This window comes from Achromobacter sp. D10 (genome assembly GCF_035282245.1).
In the GTDB taxonomy this organism is placed as follows: Bacteria; Pseudomonadota; Gammaproteobacteria; order Burkholderiales; family Burkholderiaceae_B; genus Achromobacter; species Achromobacter insolitus.
Map to the genome: position 1 here is coordinate 88,400 of NZ_JAYJLE010000017.1, position 18,196 is coordinate 106,595.

17 protein-coding genes and 1 tRNA gene are annotated in these 18,196 nt (G+C 61.3%); 15 read left to right on the forward strand and 3 right to left on the reverse strand.

Annotated features, from left to right (window positions below; translation table 11 throughout):
- The 13 genes from hisC to VCS63_RS28590 all read left to right on the forward strand — a co-directional run bounded on the left by hisC (window position 1) and on the right by VCS63_RS28590 (window position 14,719).
- Window positions 1-1,074, forward strand: coding sequence for a histidinol-phosphate transaminase (gene hisC, locus VCS63_RS28530; RefSeq protein ID WP_280134486.1), 1,074 nt, complete (start codon window positions 1-3; stop codon window positions 1,072-1,074).
- A 157-nt stretch (window positions 1,075-1,231) separates the two neighbouring features.
- Entirely contained in the window at window positions 1,232-1,468 is a 237-nt protein-coding gene (hfq, locus tag VCS63_RS28535) for an RNA chaperone Hfq (RefSeq protein ID WP_006218585.1), read from the forward strand.
- 84 nt (window positions 1,469-1,552) lie between these two features.
- Window positions 1,553-2,659, forward strand: coding sequence for a GTPase HflX (gene hflX / locus VCS63_RS28540; protein ID WP_063639648.1), 1,107 nt, complete (start codon window positions 1,553-1,555; stop codon window positions 2,657-2,659).
- On the forward strand, window positions 2,625-3,926 hold the full coding sequence (hflK, locus tag VCS63_RS28545) for an FtsH protease activity modulator HflK (RefSeq protein WP_042792857.1): 1,302 nt from the start codon (window positions 2,625-2,627) through the stop codon (window positions 3,924-3,926). Before hflX ends, hflK begins: the two co-directional genes overlap by 35 nt.
- Before the next feature lie 18 nt (window positions 3,927-3,944).
- Window positions 3,945-4,847 carry a protease modulator HflC gene (gene hflC, locus VCS63_RS28550; RefSeq protein WP_042792858.1) on the forward strand — a complete coding sequence of 301 codons (903 nt, stop codon included), beginning with the start codon at window positions 3,945-3,947 and terminating at the stop codon, window positions 4,845-4,847.
- A 264-nt stretch (window positions 4,848-5,111) separates the two neighbouring features.
- Window positions 5,112-6,269: an ATP phosphoribosyltransferase regulatory subunit gene (locus VCS63_RS28555; RefSeq protein WP_112965253.1), complete on the forward strand. Its 1,158-nt coding sequence runs from the start codon at window positions 5,112-5,114 to the stop codon at window positions 6,267-6,269.
- Between the two features lie 76 nt (window positions 6,270-6,345).
- A complete protein-coding gene (locus VCS63_RS28560; RefSeq protein ID WP_323881719.1) occupies window positions 6,346-7,641 on the forward strand; it encodes an adenylosuccinate synthase in 1,296 nt (431 codons plus the stop codon).
- Between the two features lie 84 nt (window positions 7,642-7,725).
- Window positions 7,726-8,268 (forward strand): phosphoribosyltransferase, encoded by a 543-nt coding sequence (locus VCS63_RS28565; protein WP_042792860.1) that lies wholly within the window; start codon window positions 7,726-7,728, stop codon window positions 8,266-8,268.
- Between the two features lie 390 nt (window positions 8,269-8,658).
- The gene (gene rpsU / locus VCS63_RS28570) at window positions 8,659-8,871 is read left to right on the forward strand and encodes a 30S ribosomal protein S21 (RefSeq protein ID WP_006218592.1); all 213 of its coding nucleotides are present in this window, start codon (window positions 8,659-8,661) and stop codon (window positions 8,869-8,871) included.
- A gap of 20 nt (window positions 8,872-8,891) precedes the next feature.
- Complete coding sequence (gene dnaG, locus VCS63_RS28575; RefSeq protein ID WP_323881784.1) at window positions 8,892-10,952, forward strand: DNA primase; 2,061 nt, start codon at window positions 8,892-8,894, stop codon at window positions 10,950-10,952.
- A 775-nt stretch (window positions 10,953-11,727) separates the two neighbouring features.
- Entirely contained in the window at window positions 11,728-13,980 is a 2,253-nt protein-coding gene (gene rpoD, locus VCS63_RS28580) for an RNA polymerase sigma factor RpoD (protein ID WP_042792862.1), read from the forward strand.
- Between the two features lie 9 nt (window positions 13,981-13,989).
- A tRNA-Ile gene (locus VCS63_RS28585) sits at window positions 13,990-14,068 on the forward strand.
- 231 nt (window positions 14,069-14,299) lie between these two features.
- Window positions 14,300-14,719, forward strand: coding sequence for a hypothetical protein (locus VCS63_RS28590; protein ID WP_063639645.1), 420 nt, complete (start codon window positions 14,300-14,302; stop codon window positions 14,717-14,719).
- 559 nt (window positions 14,720-15,278) lie between these two features.
- Here VCS63_RS28590 and VCS63_RS28595 read toward each other — a convergent pair.
- Window positions 15,279-15,608, reverse strand: coding sequence for a CrpP-related protein (locus tag VCS63_RS28595; protein WP_313378096.1), 330 nt, complete (start codon window positions 15,606-15,608; stop codon window positions 15,279-15,281).
- Between the two features lie 89 nt (window positions 15,609-15,697).
- Window positions 15,698-15,919: a CrpP-related protein gene (locus tag VCS63_RS29785; protein WP_076812378.1), complete on the reverse strand. Its 222-nt coding sequence runs from the start codon at window positions 15,917-15,919 to the stop codon at window positions 15,698-15,700.
- 881 nt (window positions 15,920-16,800) lie between these two features.
- Between VCS63_RS29785 and VCS63_RS28600 the strand changes: the two genes are divergently transcribed.
- Window positions 16,801-17,052, forward strand: a complete 252-nt coding sequence (locus VCS63_RS28600; RefSeq protein ID WP_063962061.1) for a hypothetical protein — start codon at window positions 16,801-16,803, stop codon at window positions 17,050-17,052.
- A 207-nt stretch (window positions 17,053-17,259) separates the two neighbouring features.
- Window positions 17,260-17,385, forward strand: coding sequence for a hypothetical protein (locus VCS63_RS28605; protein ID WP_275300956.1), 126 nt, complete (start codon window positions 17,260-17,262; stop codon window positions 17,383-17,385).
- A 100-nt stretch (window positions 17,386-17,485) separates the two neighbouring features.
- On the opposite strand, the gene VCS63_RS28610 is transcribed toward VCS63_RS28605, so the two are convergent.
- Window positions 17,486-18,061, reverse strand: a complete 576-nt coding sequence (locus tag VCS63_RS28610) for an acyloxyacyl hydrolase (protein ID WP_323881786.1) — start codon at window positions 18,059-18,061, stop codon at window positions 17,486-17,488.
- Between the last annotated feature and the right edge of the window lie 135 nt (window positions 18,062-18,196).

Here is an 18,196-nt window from a genome sequence, read left to right on the forward strand (position 1 = left end):
ATGAGCCGTTTCTGGAGTCCCGTGGTCGGGACGCTCAGTCCGTATGTTCCGGGCGAGCAGCCCAAGCTTCAGAACCTGGTCAAGTTGAACACCAACGAGCATCCCTATGGCCCGTCGCCACGGGTGCTCGACGCGATCCGCTCGGCCTGCGACGATACGCTGAAGTTGTATCCCGATCCCTCGTCCGACCGCCTGCGGCAAACCATCGCTGGCACGGTCGGCGTGCAACCGGGGCAGGTCTTCGTCGGCAATGGTTCCGACGAGGTGTTGGCGCATGTTTTCCTGGCGCTGCTCAAACATGAACGTCCGCTGCGTTTTCCGGATATCACCTACAGCTTCTATCCGGTCTATTGCGGCCTGTACGGCATCGAATACGAAACGGTGCCGCTGACGCCCGATTTCAGGATCGACGTCGAGGACTATCTGCCCGGTCGCCAGGGGCCGGCCGGCGCCATCATTTTCCCCAACCCCAATGCGCCCACCGGCTGCGCCCTCAGCGCGGCGGAGGTTGAACGCATCGTGGCCGGCAATCCGGACGCGGTCGTCGTGGTGGATGAGGCCTACGTGGATTTTGGCGGAGAATCCGTCATTCCTTTGGTTGACCGCTATGACAACCTGCTGGTCGTGCAGACGCTGTCCAAGTCGCGCTCCCTCGCCGGTTTGCGCGTCGGTTTCGCCGTGGGCAGCGCCCAGCTCATCGACGGGCTGGACCGTGTAAAGAACAGTTTCAACTCCTATCCCATCGACCGCCTGGCATCCGCCGGCGCGGTAGCGGCCCTGGAAGACGTGGAGTACTTTGAGCGTACGCGCCAAGCCGTGATTCAGACCCGGTCGCGGATGACGGCGGGGCTTGAGTCGCTGGGCTTTGAGGTGCTGCCTTCGGCCGCGAACTTCGTGTTCGCTCGGCACGCTTCCAAGGATGCCGCAGGCCTGGCTGCCGCCCTGCGTGAACGCAGCATCATCGTGCGGCATTTCCGGCATGAACGCATCGATCAGTTCTTGCGTATCACCGTGGGCACCGATGAGCAGTGCGAACTGCTGTTGCAGGCGCTTGCGGAGGTCCTGCAGGGCTAAGCAGTCCGGGCTTTCCAGTTGGAAAACTCTGGTGTCACTTTTGCTTCCCGGCCAAGTAGCACGGGCCGGGAAAACCCTGTAGAGTACAAGTTTCGGCGTACCCCACCAGTACAAAAAGTACGCCACCACTCAATAACAAACAAATGGAGCCTGGCCAATGAGCAATAAAGGGCAAACTCTGCAAGATCCGTTCCTGAACACGCTGCGCAAGGACCATGTGCCCGTGTCGATCTACTTGGTGAACGGCATCAAGCTTCAAGGGCAAATCGAATCCTTCGACCAATACGTGGTGCTGTTGCGCAATACGGTTACCCAAATGGTCTACAAGCACGCCATCTCCACAGTCGTTCCCGCGCGTGCCGTGAATTTCCAGGTGGAAGTCCCTGCTGAGTAATCTCGCTCCAGCTTTACCTTTTATTGCCCGCCGGACGGTCCTCGTCGGCGGGCATTTTCGCTTTGGCTCCAATATGGTGCATGTATGCGCGCTCTGATCATCAGCGTGGATCTGGGAGATCCCGACTTCGCGGCCCATGCCGAGGAATTCGCCATGCTGGCCAAGGGTGCGGGCGCGGAAATCGTCGGTACCTTGACGGCTCGGCGGGATCGGCCCGACGCCAAATTCTTCATCGGTTCGGGCAAGGCCGATGAAGGCGTGGCGATGGCTCAGGCCTTGCTGGCCGACATCGTTCTTTTCGACCAGCCGCTTTCCCCCGCCCAGCAACGCAACCTCGAACGCGCCTTCAACCTGCGCGTGGTGGATCGCGTCGCGCTTATCCTCGACATCTTCGCGCTGCGCGCGAAAAGCCATGAAGGCAAGATGCAGGTCGAACTGGCTCAGCTGCAGCATCTTGCGACGCGCCTGACTCGCTTGTGGAGCCACTTGGAACGCCAGCGTGGCGGTATCGGCATGCGCGGGCCGGGTGAGTCGCAGCTCGAAATGGACCGCCGGATGATCGGCGCCAAGGTCAAGGTGCTGCGCGAGCGCCTGGACAAGGTCGAGCGCCAGCGCGTAACCCAGCGGCGGGCGCGCGCCCGTGGCGGCGCGTTGTCGGTGTCGCTGGTCGGCTATACCAACGCCGGCAAGTCCACCTTGTTCAATGCCCTGACGCGCGCCGACAGCTACGCCGCCGACCAGTTGTTCGCTACGCTGGATACGACCACGCGCCGCATCTGGATAGAAGGGGCGGGCTCGGTGGTGTTGTCGGACACGGTCGGGTTCATCCGCGACCTGCCGCACGGCCTCATCGCGGCGTTCCGCGCGACCCTGGAAGAAACCGTGCATGCCGACCTGCTGCTGCACGTGGTCGATGCCGCCAGTCCGCAGCGCGACGAGCAGATATTCGAGGTCAACAAGGTTCTGGCCGAAATCGGCGCAGCCTCGATTCCCACCATTCTCGTATACAACAAGATAGATCGTGCCGGATTGGAACCGCGGGTGGAGCGCGATGCACATGGTACGATTGCGCGAGTATTTGTAAGCGCCACCGAGCGCGCCGGTTTGGATGCGTTGCGCGGGGCAATTGCGGAAACCGGACAGATTGTGGGAAACAATGCCTCGAATTATCAAACTCTTCAATCTGAATGACCCCGGCTGGGGTCGTGGGAATAACAATGGCTCCGAGCCTCCGCCCAAGCGGCCTCAAGGCAACGGAGACGGCCCACCCGACCTGGACGAGGTCTGGCGCGATTTCAATAATCGCATCGGATCCCTGTTCGGGCGCAAGGGCGGGGGCGGCAATAACCGCCCTGGCAACCGGGGCGGCATGACGCCGCCCTCGCCACGCGGTGCGCGCATCGGCCTGGGGGTGATCGCCCTGGTCGCAGCCGGCATCTGGCTCGCCAGCGGCTTCTACATCGTGCAGGAAGGCCAGGTCGCGGTTGTGACACAGTTCGGCAAATACAAGTCGACGTCGCAAGCCGGTTTCCAATGGCGCCTGCCGTATCCCATCCAGAGCCACGAGATGGTCAACGTGTCGCAGTTGCGCACGTTCGAGGTCGGTTTCCGTGGCGGCGCGCGCAACAAGGTTCTGCCCGAAGCGCTGATGCTCACGACGGACGAGAACATCGTCGATATGCAGTTCGTCGTCCAGTATCGCCTGCGCGCCGACGGTGCGCCCGATTACCTCTTCATGACGCGCGATCCGGACGAGTCCGTCCGCCAGGCCTCTGAAACGGCCATGCGCGAAGTCGTGGGTAAGCAGTCGATGGACTTCGTGCTGTACGAAGGCCGTACGACGGTGGCCACGCAAGTGCAGACGCTGATGCAGCAGATCCTGGACCGCTACCAGACGGGCGTGCAGGTCAGCACCGTCGCCATCCAGAACGTGCAGCCGCCCGAGCAGGTGCAGGCCGCGTTCGACGACGCCGTCAAGGCTGGCCAGGATCGCGAGCGCCAAATCAACGAAGGCCAGGCCTATGCCAACCAGGTCGTGCCACTGGCCAGCGGCCAGGCGTCCCGCATGACCGAGCAGGCCGAAGGCTACAAGGCCAAGGTCGTCGGCGATGCCCAGGGTAATACCTCGCGCTTCACCAGCATCCTCGGCGAATACGAGAAGGCGCCGCAGGTCATGCGCCAGCGCATGTATCTGGAAAGCATGCAGGAGATCTTCACGCGCGCCAGCAAGGTCATGGTCGACACCAAGAGCAACAACAATATGTTGTATCTGCCCCTGGACAAGATCATGCATCTGGCTGCTCAGGACGCCAGCAAGTCCGGTGTCGCCGGTTCGGGTTCCTCCACCCTGGCCAGCCCGCCCGCCCAGGCGCCGTCGCGTGGCAGCGCCGCGCCGGTGCCTCAGTCTTCCGGCAGCAGCAATAGCAACACGCTGCCCCGCGACCGTACGTCGCGCTAACCCGGAGGAGTCCTGATCATGCAACGTCTCATGCCTGTCCTGGTCGGCCTGCTCATCGTGCTGGCTGCCCTTTCTTCTTGCGTCTTCGTCGTGCGCGAGCGCGACTATGCCCTGGTGTTCTCGCTGGGTGAAGTGCGCAAGACCATTAACGAACCCGGCCTTTACTTCAAGGCGCCGCCTCCGTTCCAGAATGTGGTGACGCTCGACAAGCGCATTCTGACCATTGAAACCAACGAAGCCGAACGCATCCAGACTTCCGAAAAGAAGAACCTGCTGATCGATTCGTACGTCAAGTGGCGCATCCTGGATCCTCGCCAGTACTACGTGTCTACCGGCGGCAACGAGCGCGTGGCGCAGGAGCGCCTGCAAGCGCTGATCCGTGACGCGCTGAACGCCTCGGTCAACGTGCGCACCGTACGCGACGTGGTTTCGACTGAACGCGACAAGATCATGGCCGAGATCCTGACCAACGTCGCCAAGCGTGCCGAGCCCCTGGGCGTGCAGATCGTCGACGTGCGTCTGCGCCGCATCGAGTTCGCGCCGGAGATTTCGGAGTCGGTGTATCGCCGCATGGAAGCGGAGCGTACGCGCGTCGCCAACGAGCTGCGTTCCATCGGCGCCGCCGAAGGCGAAAAAATCCGCGCCGAGGCAGACCGCCAACGCGAGGTGATCGTTGCCCAGGCCTACGCCAAGGCCCAAGGCATCATGGGTGAGGGCGATGCCGCGGCTGCTGCGATCTACTCGCAGGCTTACGGCAAGAACCCGCAGTTCTACACGTACTACAAGAGTCTGGAAGCCTATCGTGCTTCGTTCTCGAAGCCGGGCGACGTGCTGGTTGTCGATCCCAGCTCCAGCTTCTTCCAGTTCATGAAGGACCCCACCGGCGACGCGCTGGCGCCGGTCACCGTGCCCTCCAAGTGATAATGCGGCGGTAACGCGGAACGAAAAGCCCCTTGGTATTCCAAGGGGCTTTTTGATTGTTGGCGGGCGGGCTGGCCTGCGTTGCTGCAATCGGGGACGGTTGCTTGCGCGGGCAATCCCGGCTGGCGCTCGCCGCTGAACCATGTACAATACCGCGTAAGCTAGAAAACATTCCGCAGCGGCTGAGCGGGCTTACGCCCCCTCAGCCGCTTTTTCGTTTGGGCGACGCCCACGCATCTCTTGGCGTTATTCAGGTAAACATTCATGGGTAACTGGTTGCTGCCCGAGAGCCTTGCCGACGTACTTCCGGCAGAGGCCCGGCGCATCGAGGAATTGCGCCGCGAACTTCTCGATCTGTACCGCACTTACGGATTCGAGCTGGTCGCGCCGCCCCTGGTCGAATACATCGATTCATTGCTGTCCGGCACCGGCAGCGATCTGGATCTGCGCACGTGCAAGCTGGTCGACCAGCTGTCGGGCCGCACGCTGGGCGTGCGCGCGGACATGACTCCTCAGGTCACGCGCATCGATGCGCACTTGTTGAACCGCGCGGGCGTTACCCGCCTGTGCTATTGCGGTAACGTGCTGCATGCCCGCCCGGCGGACCTCCTGTCCAGCCGCGAGCTGCTGCAGATTGGTGCCGAGATCTACGGCCATGCCGGTTTCGAGGCGGACCTGGAGATCATCCAACTGGTGCTGGAAACGGTGGCCATTGCCGGCGTACGCAACCCTCGGCTGGATCTGTGCCACCCGGGCGTGCTGCGTGCTCTCCTGGAATCCGACCCGGCCGCGGCGGCCCTGTCGCAAGACGTAATTCTGCTGATGCGCGAGAAGGACGTTCCGGGATTGGGCGAACTCGCAACGCGGGCTCCTGGCCTGCGCAGCGAGACCCTGAAGGCGCTGCAATTGCTGCCCAAGCTGTATGGCGGGCCGGAAGTGCTGAAGGAAGCGCGTCGCGAACTACCATTGCTGCCCGGTGTCGTGGCGGCGCTGGATGCGTTGCAACTGGTGGTCGACGCTATGCCCAATGTTGCGTTCGGCGTGGACCTGGCCGACGTTGGGGGCTATGGCTATCATTCCGGCGTGAAGTTCGCGCTGTACGCGGAAGGCTGGCGCGACGCGCTGGTCAGCGGCGGCCGCTATGACGATGTCAGCCGTGCGTTCGGTCGGGCCCGTCCCGCCACCGGCTTCAGTCTTGATTTACGCAAGCTGGCGGCGGGTTTGCCGCCGGCGGAAAGGGCGCGTGCGGTTCGCGCGCCTTGGGGGCAAGCCCCCGCTCTGACCGAGGCAGTGCGCCGCCTGCGCCGGTCGGGGGAAATTGTCGTTCAGGTATTGCCCGGTCACGAGCAGGATCAGGACGAATTCGTTTGCGATCGCGAGCTGGCGCTGCAGGATGGCGCCTGGACGGTCAGAACGCTGTGACTAACTCCCTCTCGGTAACGAGAGGGCCGCGGGGAGATTTCCGGATTTCCCGAGAAACTCGATATTGATTCGTAACATGAGCAAGAACGTAGTCGTAATCGGCACCCAATGGGGTGACGAGGGCAAGGGCAAGATCGTCGACTGGCTGGCGGAATCCGTCCAGGGCGTGGTCCGCTTCCAAGGCGGTCACAATGCCGGCCATACGCTGTGGATCAACGGCAAGAAGACGATTCTTCGCCTGATCCCGTCGGGCATCATGCATCCCGGCGTCACCTGCTTCATCGGCAACGGCGTCGTGCTGTCCCCGGAAGCCCTGCTCAAGGAAATCGAAGAGCTTGAGGTCGCTGGCCTGGACGTGCGTTCGCGCCTGCAGATTTCCGAAATCTGCCCGCTGATCCTGCCGTACCACGTCGCCATCGACAAGGCGCGCGAAGCGCGCAAGGGCGACGGCAAGATCGGCACGACCGGTCGCGGCATCGGCCCCGCGTACGAAGACAAGGTCGCCCGCCGCGCACTGCGCGTGCAGGACCTGTTCAATCCCGCGCTGTTCGACGAAAAGCTCGCCGAAGTGCTGGATTACCACAACTTCGTGCTGACCAAGTACCTGGGCGCCGAGGCGGTTTCCGCCAACGAAGTGCGCGATCAGGCCATGGCGCTGGCACCGGCTATCGCCCCGATGGTCAAGGACGTGTCCAGCAACTTGTACGCCATGCAACAGGAAGGCAAGCGCCTGCTGTTCGAGGGTGCGCAGGGCGCTTTGCTGGACGTCGATCACGGCACCTATCCCTTCGTCACCAGCAGCAACTGCGTTGCTGGCGCGGCGTCGGCCGGCGCTGGTGTCGGTCCGCAACAGCTGGACTACGTCCTGGGCATCACCAAGGCCTACACGACCCGTGTCGGTTCTGGTCCGTTCCCCACGGAGCTGGTCGACGAGATCGGCACCCGCCTGGCCACCATCGGCAAGGAATTCGGTTCCGTCACGGGCCGTCCGCGCCGTTGCGGCTGGTTCGATGGCGCGGCGCTCAAGCGTTCGGTCCGTCTGAACGGTATTACCGGCCTGTGCATTACCAAGCTGGACGTGCTGGATGGTCTGGAAACCATTCAACTGGGCGTCGGCTATCGCGTGAACGGCGAATTCCGCGATGTGCTGCCTTACGGCGCGCACGCTGTGGCGCAGGCGCAACCGGTGTTGGAAGAGCTGCCCGGCTGGAGCGAATCCACTGTCGGCATCACCGAGTACGACAAGCTGCCTCAGGCGGCCCGTCGCTACCTGGAGCGCGTGGCCGAGGTCTGCGGTGTGCCTATCGACCTCGTGTCGACCGGCCCGGACCGCAACGAAACCATTGTGTTGCGTCATCCCCTGAAGGGCTGACATCGGGTTATTATTCGCAAGGCCGCCGCCGGTCTCATACCGGCGGCGGCCTTTTCGTATTTATTAAGCAGGAGATGCTTGCCTATGAGCACGCCGACCAATGATGACAGCCATCTGTGGGTGACGTGGGACGACTACAACCGCCTGATCGAGCGCCTTACCTTGCAGGTGCATCAATCGGGTTGGAAGTTCGACAAGATTCTTTGCCTGGCGCGCGGCGGTATGCGCGTCGGTGACGTTATGTCCCGTATTTTTGATGTGCCGCTGGGCATCCTGGCCACAAGCAGCTATCGCGAAGCGGCCGGCACCAAGCAAGGCGACATGGATATCGCCCAGTTCATCACCATCACGCGCGGCACATTGTCCGGGCGGGTGTTGCTGGTGGACGACATGGTCGATACCGGCAAGACCTTCAGCAAAGTCTACGATCACCTGAAGAGCCAGTTTGCCGACATCACCGAGTTGCGTAGTGCGGTGCTTTGGTGGAAGGGCCATTCCCAGGCGACGCCGGATTATTACGTCGACAAGCTGCCGACCAATCCCTGGATTCACCAGCCTTTCGAAGATTACGACAGTCTGCGTCCCCATCAGCTCGAAGCCTGGATCCGCAAGGGTTCCAAGAGCTGAGCATGGCGTGCCGGCGGGAGAGGGCATTCTGGTCGCCCAAGGCGCCAGGCTGCCCCTCCAGTAGTCAAAACAGCCATGACCATGCTAGAATCGCTGGTTATCGCTAAACCGAACTTGGCTTGTTACTCTTTGGGTAGTCTTTGGGTAACGGAAACAGCCAGCGGAAATCCGGGATGGATCCGTGGTTCAGGGCTGCCAAGCAGTACTGAAACCGGCATCCGGCGCCGGGATTGCGCTTTCAAGGTTCCCAGTTCGCGGTACCTGCCTCTGTTGGTATGATTTTGGTATCGACGAGGCCGTTTACGCGTACCTGGACCCGCGCAGCGTTGCTGGTAAGCAAGCCAGGTTTGTCATCAACTTTTGTTACCCTACAAGCAGGCCAATCACTTTATGCCTATCGTTCGACTGAAGGAAAACGAACCGTTTGAAGCCGCTCTGCGTCGCTTCAAGCGCACCATCGAAAAGACCGGTTTGCTCACCGAGCTGCGTTCGCGCGAGTTCTATGAGAAGCCCACGGCTGAGCGCAAGCGCAAGCATGCCGCCGCTGTGAAGCGCCACTACAAGCGCATCCGTAGCCAACAACTGCCCCCGCGCCTGTATTGATCTTTTGATTCCCGAATCTATTGATTCCAGAATCATTCATCCAGGATTTGCTCGCCCGAGTCGACGTCGTCGACGTAGTCGGGCGATACGTGCAGTTGAGAAAGGGCGGGGCCAACTTGCTTGGCCTGTGCCCTTTTCATAACGAAAAAAGTCCCTCGTTCACTGTCAGCCCCACCAAGCAGTTCTATCACTGCTTCGGTTGCGGTGCGCATGGCAGTGCCATCACTTTCCTGATGGAACACACGGGCGCCAGTTTCCCCGATGCCGTGCGTACTCTCGCGGCGTCGGCGGGAATGACGGTCCCCGAAGAAAACCGCAGTCCGCGCCAGCAGCAGGAATCCGCGCGCCGCAAGGCCGAGGAATCCCGCCACACGCAGGTGCTGGATGCCGCCCAAGCGCATTATCTGAAGCAACTGCGGGCATCGCCTGCGGCGATACGCTATTTGAAGCAACGCGGCCTGACGGGCGAAATTGCCGCGCATTTCGGTTTGGGATGGTCGGGAACCGATCGCCACGGCCTTTCGCAAGTCTTCCCGAACTACGAGGACCCGACGCTGGTCGAGTCCGGGCTGGTTATCGAATCCGAAGATGGGCGTCGCTACGATCGTTTCCGGGAACGCATCATGTTCCCGATCCGCAACGCGCGAGGCAGTCTCATTGGATTCGGCGGCCGTATTATCGGCAAGGGCGAACCCAAGTACCTGAATTCTCCCGAAACCCCGCTGTTTTCCAAGGGGCATGAGCTCTACGGATTGTGGGAAGCGCGCCAGGCCATACGCCAGGAAGGCCAGGTCATTGTGGTCGAAGGCTACATGGATGTGGTCGGCCTGGCGCAGCAAGGCATCGCCAACGCGGTGGCCACGCTGGGTACGGCTACCACGCCAGACCATGTGAAGAAGCTGCTGCGCGCCAGCGACAAGGTGATTTTCAGTTTCGACGGCGACGGGGCGGGCCGGCGCGCCGCGTGGCGCGCCTTGCAGGCTTGTCTGCCGGTGCTGCGCGACGATATCGCGATCCGCTTCTTGTTCCTGCCATCCGAACACGATCCCGATTCATACGTGCGTGAATTGGGCGCCGAAGCCTTCCGGGCGTGCCTGGGTGAAGCGGTGGCGCTCTCTCGCTTCCTGCTGGATGAGCTGGCGTCGCGGCACAACATGACCGAGGCCGAAGGACGGGCCAGTTGCCTGCACGAGGCCAAGCCTCTGCTGGCCGCCATCCCCGAATGCGCGCTGCGCGTGCAGATCGAACGCGAAATGGCCAAGCTGGTGCAACTGACGCCAGAGGAAATGACCCAGGTCCTGGCCCAGCAGCCGGCCAAGCCATTCGCGCCTGCGGCCAAGCCGGGCGTTGCTGCGGGCGATGCCGCGGCGACTGGAGCGCCGATCCGGGAGTCCGAGGCCGGCCATCCGGACATGGGCTACGACTTTGCCGGGCACGATTTCCACGACATTCCGGCCGACGAGCCCGATTACGCGGATTACGTCCAACTGCCTGCCCAAGGTTCCGATTTTGGCGGCGGGAGCGGTCAGCGCAGCGGCGGCAAGCAGGAATGGAAAGGCAAGGGCGACTGGAAGGCCAAGGGCGACTGGAAGGGTGGCAAAGGCAACTGGAAGGGCAAGCGCGATAACGACGTGGGCGGATTTGAAGGGCGCCGCACGATGCCGTCGCTGGCCAAGCGATTGCTGGGCTTGCTGCTGGCGCATCCAGAGCTGGTCGACTCCATGGGAGACCAGCAGCTTGAAGTCATCGACCATGGTCCCCATCTAGGTCTTGTAAGAGACTTGATCATGCTGGCGCAGTCCAGCGGCGCGCGCCATGTCGGCGCCTTGTTGGAGGCCGCGGATCCCGATTCGGACCTGGCCACAGTGCTGAAAGGCCTGCGCGCCGACATCCTGTCCCAGGAAGACCTGCCGGATCCGCAAACGGAATGGGACGATGCCTTGAGACGAATCGAATTTGACTCGGCCAAGCTGGAGATCGCCAAGCTCGCGGCGGCGGGGCTGGCTACGGAGGAGGCGCGCAAGCGCTATCTGGAGCTTTCCAGCCGGATGGCCGTGCTGAAGGGTGCCGGCGTGCGCTAAATGCGCTAAAATCAAAGGTTGTCCCGCTGGCGGAGGCTGATCTTTGCCTTAGGGATGATCGAGTTGGGCGGTAGCAGTAAGAGATCAGGTAAGAAATCAGGTAAGAAATCAAGGCAAGGGCCGCCGAATCAAGGGCCCCGCTTATGGATTGTAGCGTTTACAGTTGATTTTGCTGAATTCCGACTGAATTTGGTGGTAATCCTGGCGCTGCGATACATAGGCAACAAGAAATGCCTCTGGTGGGTGGAATCTATTCTGGCCGCTGGAATCTAATGGATGTATAGGGTTTGACGCGGGACCTGCGATCCGGACGTTGTGGGTGTTCCAGAAAATGGAATATCGCCACGGAACGGCAGAAATAAAAGCGGATGCGCGCGTCAAATTTGTTACATAGTTAATTAATATAGCTGAGCGGTGAATTACGCAGTTCGGCGGCGGTCATCTCCGCGTAGCGTTAGTGGTTTGGGTGCTGTGTCTACTCAGCTGCTTGGGGCAAAGGCCCGATAAGCAAGCAACGCCTATTTATAGGCAGGCAGCCCCCCCAACGCCCGGGAGCCCCCACTGGATGAGGTCATGCACGCAAGACGCAAGTACGGTACTGCACCGGAACGGCGTCGAGCGGGCTCGCAAGAGCCGGTGCTGCGAACAACGCAGCCGTGTGAACTCCGCTGATTCACCAGATTTACCCGTATAACCGCCGCGTTGGGCTGCCGTCCAAGGCGGCCTCATGCGGTGCAACATGCCCAAACGGGTTGCGACGACCACGGAAGCGACTATGACCAAATCCACCGGCAAATCCTCCTCTGCAATTGATGCGGCCGAAACCAAGGCCACGGCGGCCAAGCGCGTCGTAAGCATGGCAGCGGAAAAGGCGCCCGCCAAGACGGCGGTGAAGGTCGCCAAAACGGCTGCCAAGAAGGCGACCAAGGCTGCCGCGGCTGACAAGCCAGAGAAGGTGACGAAGGCGCGCGCCAAGAAGGCCGAAGACAAGCTCGCCGACCTGGTTGGCAGCGCGCGCCCCGCGCCCAGCGGTCGCCGCCCGGGCCGTCCCGCCAAGAACGCAAATAACGATTCCGACGGCTTCGACGATACGATGGACGGCGATGGCGAAGTCCTGCCCGATCTGAAGCCGCCGAAGCGCGGCGGCAAGCGTGGCAAGGCCGATCCCAAGGATCTGATCGCCCGCGGCCCCGTCACGCCCGAAGAATATGAAGCGCGCCGCAACCGCCTGAAGCAGCTGATCAAGCTGGGCAAGGACCGCGGCTACCTGACCTACGGCGAAATCAACGACCATCTGCCTGATGACCTGGTGGACGCGGAAGCCATCGACGGCATCATCAGCACGTTCAGCGACATGGGCATCGCGGTCTACGACCAGGCACCCGACGCCGAAACGCTGCTGATGAGCGAAAACGCGCCGGTCGCGTCCAACGACGACGACGTCGAAGACGAAGCCGAAGCCGCGCTGACCACGGTGGACTCCGATTTCGGCCGCACCACGGACCCCGTGCGTATGTACATGCGCGAAATGGGCTCGGTGGAGCTGCTGACTCGCGAAGGCGAAATCGAAATCGCCAAGCGCATCGAAGACGGCCTGAAGCACATGGTCATGGCCATCTCGGCCTGCCCGACCACGATCAACGAGATCCTGGCCCACATCCTGCGCGTGCGTGAAGGCCAAGCCCAGATCGACGAAGTGGTCGATGGCCTGGTCGATCCGGAAGACGGCGAAGAGTACGCCGGCGCTGGCGTCTCGGCCGAGGAAGACGAGGGCGACGACGGTCCCGCCGGTGGCATGTCCAGCAAGCAGCTGGAAGACCTGCGCGTCAAGGCACTGGCAAAGTTCGACGAAGTCGGCAAGCAATTCGAAAAGATGCGCCATTCGTACGAGAAGGACGGCTACAAGTCCGACGTCTACGTGCGCGCCCAGGAATCCATCCAGAACGAACTGATGGGCATCCGCTTCACGGCCAAGATGGTCGAGAAGCTCGCGGATACGCTGCGCCAGCAGGTCGAGGAAGTGCGCCAGCTCGAACGCGCCGTCCTGCACACGTGTGTGGACCGTGCCGGCATGCCGCGCACGCACTTCATCAAGGTGTTCCCGGGCAACGAAACCAACATGCAGTGGGTCGTCGATGAAGTGGCCGCCGGCCACCCGTACGCCGAAACGCTGGAGCGCCAGATCCCCGCCGTGCAGGAACTGCAGCAGAAGCTCATCGACCTGCAAACGCGAGTCGTCCTGCCGCTGAAGGACCTGAAGGACGTCAACAAGCGCATGGCCACCGGCGAAGCCAAGGCCCGCAAGGCCAAGCGCGAAATGACCGAGGCCAACCTGCGCCTGGTGATTTCCATCGCCAAGAAGTACACGAACCGCGGCCTGCAGTTCCTGGATCTGATCCAGGAAGGCAACATCGGCCTGATGAAGGCCGTGGACAAGTTCGAGTACCGCCGCGGCTACAAGTTCTCGACCTACGCGACCTGGTGGATCCGCCAGGCCATTACACGTTCCATCGCCGACCAGGCCCGCACCATCCGTATTCCGGTTCACATGATCGAAACGATCAACAAGATGAACCGCATCAGCCGCCAGATTCTGCAGGAAACCGGCGCCGAGCCGGATCCCGCGACCCTGGCGCAGAAGATGGATATGCCCGAGGACAAGATCCGCAAGATCCTGAAGATCGCCAAGGAGCCGATCTCCATGGAAACGCCTATCGGTGACGACGACGATTCGCACCTGGGCGATTTCATCGAAGATACGTCCACGCTGGCGCCTTCCGATGCGGCTTTGCACGGTTCCATGCGCGATGTGGTCAAGGAAGTGCTAGACTCTCTCACCCCGCGTGAAGCCAAGGTTCTGCGCATGCGTTTCGGCATCGAAATGAGCACGGACCAGACCCTGGAAGAAGTGGGCAAGCAGTTCGACGTCACACGCGAGCGCATTCGCCAAATAGAGGCTAAAGCGCTGCGCAAGCTGCGTCATCCCAGCCGGGCCGACAAGCTCAAGAGCTTCCTGGAAGGGCAGTAATCTTTTTTCGGGCCTCTAGCTCATGCCTGGTTAGAGCAGCGGACTCATAATCCGTTGGTGCCGAGTTCGACTCTCGGGGGGCCTACCAAGTATTGACGCGGGTTTGCATGAGGTTCATGCAACCCGCGTTTTCTTTTGTGTGTGGGATTTTTTGCCAATCTGGCCGCGCGCCGTTTTGATGGCGTTGGTCGCCCGGTGTGCGTCGGGCTGCTCCAGAGTTCATTGGACCGCAAGTCCTCGGGAACAGGGAATGGCGGTTGGTCTGCAGCCGATAAATGGCTAGGGTATATTGGCCGCGCACCGATCTGAAGGAGAAAGGATGATGCGTACGGGGTTCGCCGCCTTGCTGTTGACCGTTATTGCCGGATGCGCGTCGTCTCCGGCAGATGTCGCCACCGCCCCGAGGGCAAAGGCGTCCGCTGTTCTCGATCCCGCGCTGCTTGTGGAGGGGGCGGAAAAGGGAACCATCCGGATAGTCAGAGACCGTGGCGTGTTTGGCTCCGCAAGGAATGCATTGATATACATCGACGGGCGCCATGTGGCGAACGTCGACGCGAATCGTGTCCTTGAGCTGCAAGTACCGGAGGGAGTGATACGGCTGGGCTTGCAGATGGACAACGTGACCGAGCCCATTCAGTACCAACAGGTATCGGTCAAACCCAACGTCACGTATGACTACCGTGTCAGCATGACTGGCAACGGTCTTACCACGGACTGGCGATTGGATCGTCTGAACTAGGGCGCTCTCTGCCATGCGGGTGGCGATATTTGCCCCGGACGATGCGGTCATAGGGGCCTCCCCTTGCGCATCCAGGCAAATGCCGCTGTGCGGAGAAGAGATGGCGCCCGCGACGCGGGACGATCCTGCGAAATACTTATGCCGCGGGCGGCCGATGGGCTACGGCCACCGCGATTGACCCATCGGGCAGGCGGTACTTTCCATCGCCCAGCCATACAACAGGCTCCCCGGTTGGTAGTGAACAGTGATATTCGGGCTTTGGCGGATCCGTCGTCCCGCGCTTTATCACCAATCGGCGTTGGATCCGACAGGTAGATCGATCCGGCAGTTTGACGATGACATCTGCGAGCCGTGTCCCGGTGGCCATTGGCTTTCCCCTAGAGTCGGCGCCTGCATTCGGGTAGTTGTGCCAGCAGGCGCAATCCCGTGGCGCTATACCTGTAGCAGTTGCCAAGGCCGGGGGGCATCGGCCAATTGGGGTTGCGGGAGCAGTCCGCCAGTTGCAAACACAAAGTCTTCAATGGAAAAGCGCCCCTGTATTTGGGGCGCTTTCCATGTATCACACTCGGCGTTCGCGAGAGAGCGTAGTTCGCTTCGGCGGCCTCGTCAGGTTCCTTTCACGCATCCATCCGGCCTCCCAAGCGTCGACCTTTGCCTGCCATGCTGCTGGTGACTCTCCTGTGTGCCCCGGCATCGCCTGGGCTTTAAGGTAGGGACAATCCCATAGGGTCAATCCTTGGCGGGCGGCCAGCGCTCCTTGCTTTCGGATGTCCTCATGCATTTCGGCACTCCTCCAAAAGTAGATGAACGGAGGGCCAGTATGTAGTGAATTGAGGGGGCGCCGCAATAGTGTTTCTACACCGGACGCCTTGGCGCGACGCCATCTCATTTCCGCACGTAGCGACCATGGGCCCCCAAATAGTTCGCCGAGTGCGTCATTACCCCACGCTGCATCTAGCGCTTGCGGTCTGATTCTGCTTAATCAGAGTCGCGGAGGAGTTTTCGCCGCTTAAGCTCGGCGAGTCGGGCCTCAGTCTCTTCTCGCCAGCCGGTCTCCCAGGCTGTCAGCTTGGCATTCCAATGCTGCGGCGGTGCGCCTGCATGGCCTGACATATTGGGGGCTTTCATGAATGGGCACGCCGAGAGCGGGACACCGTGTCTGGCTGCTTCTCGACCTGCGAGGCGTACAGAGTCATCCATTACGCACCTCCTCACGTTGGCATTGGCCTAGGTAAAACGATGGACGCGATAACGCCGGATGTCGACCGACGTTACCGACGGAAATAGAGGAGGGATGGCCCGCATAAAAAATTCGGACTTGACCAGCGCGAAGCGGTAAAGTGCAAGCAAACCTTGCAAACGGGGCCGCAGCAATCGGTGGGTGCCTACCGCCCGAATTCGTTGGTTTTGTGTCCGCCGCTACCCGCCCGGCCCCCGGGCAATGTGCCCTCTGGCGCGGGATTGGCGCGTGACCCCTCAACGGTACCCTGGCCTCGCACGGGCTGAGGCGTCTGCTCTCCTGGGGCGCCGGGTGTGGCGGAGGCCGCGTTCGTGGGCGTTTTTTCGGAGACAGGTGCGACGTCCTCAGTTGAATTGGTGGGTTTCTGTTCGGAGGCCGTGGCGGGTTCCTTGCTGACTTTGTCGCGGGGTTGCTGTACCTGTGCCTGGCCCTGGGCGTAAAGCTTGGCGGGCTGTACGTGAGTGCCTGCGACGAGCAAGACAATGGTTAAAAGTGCGTGAGTTGGCTTCATGACTATCCTCCTGGAGGCGCTGGTCGTGGAGCAAATACCGTTCCTTCATTCCCGCCAACGAAAAGCTGTCCGCGCGTAAGGGCGCAAAAGGCGTGCTTGGCTGAAAACACAATGTATTGCCGCCGCGGATCATTGCGGCCGGCGTGCCAAACGCCACTCCGGGAACGAGAATTGCGGGCTTCATTTCGCTTCATTTTTCAGGGCTCCCGAAGAGGGACGGCCCCGCAAGAGGACTAAGATCTAAGCGCGACCAGGCCCGCAGCGGTCCGAGAAAAGCGCTGTAGCCACACGCTCTATGTGACGTTGCATTTCTTTGGCGAGAGTAAACCCATGGACAGCGAAGAATTGTTGGCGCTAATGATCTCGATGCCCGCGCCTGCGCCGAGCCCTGGCAATTGGGATAGCGTTCTCATGATCTATTCGCGCCACCTGGAGCGGTTGGCGCCGAAGCTTGATGAGCAGGACCTCGGCGCGCTTATCGCCAGCGGCGCGATGTTCTACCGGACGCTGTGCGTGGTCGACGCTGCCAGGATCCAGGCGGTGGAGAGATGGGATGGAACGCCTCCGAGCGAGCCGAAATGAACGTTGTCGGTCGCTGTCCCGGACGCGTCGCCGGGGCGGGGCGGCTTCGATTCTCGGCGTTGACGGAGAGCGCCGATTCACCAGATTCATCTGAACCCCATCAAAAAGAGGATATGACCGCGCCCCAATGCTTGCTAGATTGACTTGAATAAACAACGCTGACGGCCAGGCGCCCGTGCTTCGGGGCGTGGCACAGGAGCTCTTGGCATGACCTGGTGGCAGATCATCCTGATCGTTCTGGTCATCATCTTGCTGGCCGTCATGTTGGCTATAGGGGCGAAGGCGCAAGCGTACCGCCGCGACGCCGAAGAGCATGGGGATCTGGACGGGTAGCTCCGGGGCGGCCCTAATGGCTTTATCCGGGAAGATAATCACCCATCGCATTTGCGCAAGTCAGTCTATTTACGACGTCGTGGTCGCAGCTTTGCGCCAGTCAGAACTGATAGGTATAAGTGACTTGCACCGTGTCCAGGCCCGGATTCGGCCGCTTGATGCCGGCATTCGAGAAATGCGAGTACCGCAGGCCGATGCGGTTGTTTGGCGTTAGCAGAAAGCCTGCGCCAATGTGGTCGCCGAATTGGAATGCGGAGCCGATGTTCTTGTCCGCAAAGCGGGTGCGCGTGAAAACGGTGGCTCCAATGCCAGCCTCGATATAGAACCGTTCGCTGGTCCACCAGCGGAACATGGGAATGGCGCTGAATTGCCAGACATTGCCGGGCGAGCGGGATCCGTCCGCCGTCCAATAGGATGCGCCGAGCTCCGGAGTCAGGTCCAGTCGGCCCCAACTGCCGCTGAACTCCGTGCTCCAGAGCGGCGAAGTTTCATAGTTCAGCGTGTAGCGCTTGTAATGTTCGCCTACGCCATAGTGCAGGCTGACGCCGCCTTTCGTGCCGACGGAGTTGGCCGCCGCCTCGGCTCCCGCGCCTGCCAATACCAGGCTGAGCAAGGCTGGGACGAGTATCTTGCGCTGGAGCTTTCTCTGCGTGAGTTTGTCTTTGTTGGTGTTCATCTGGAAATCCCGTTTCCGGGCGGAGTTGCTTAATGGCGGGCTAACTCTATCAATCGTCCAGACGAAAAATATGAAGTAGTGTGAAGTTTTAAGCGGGTATTGGCACCGTCAAGCTGCGAATTGCTGGGTGCCAAT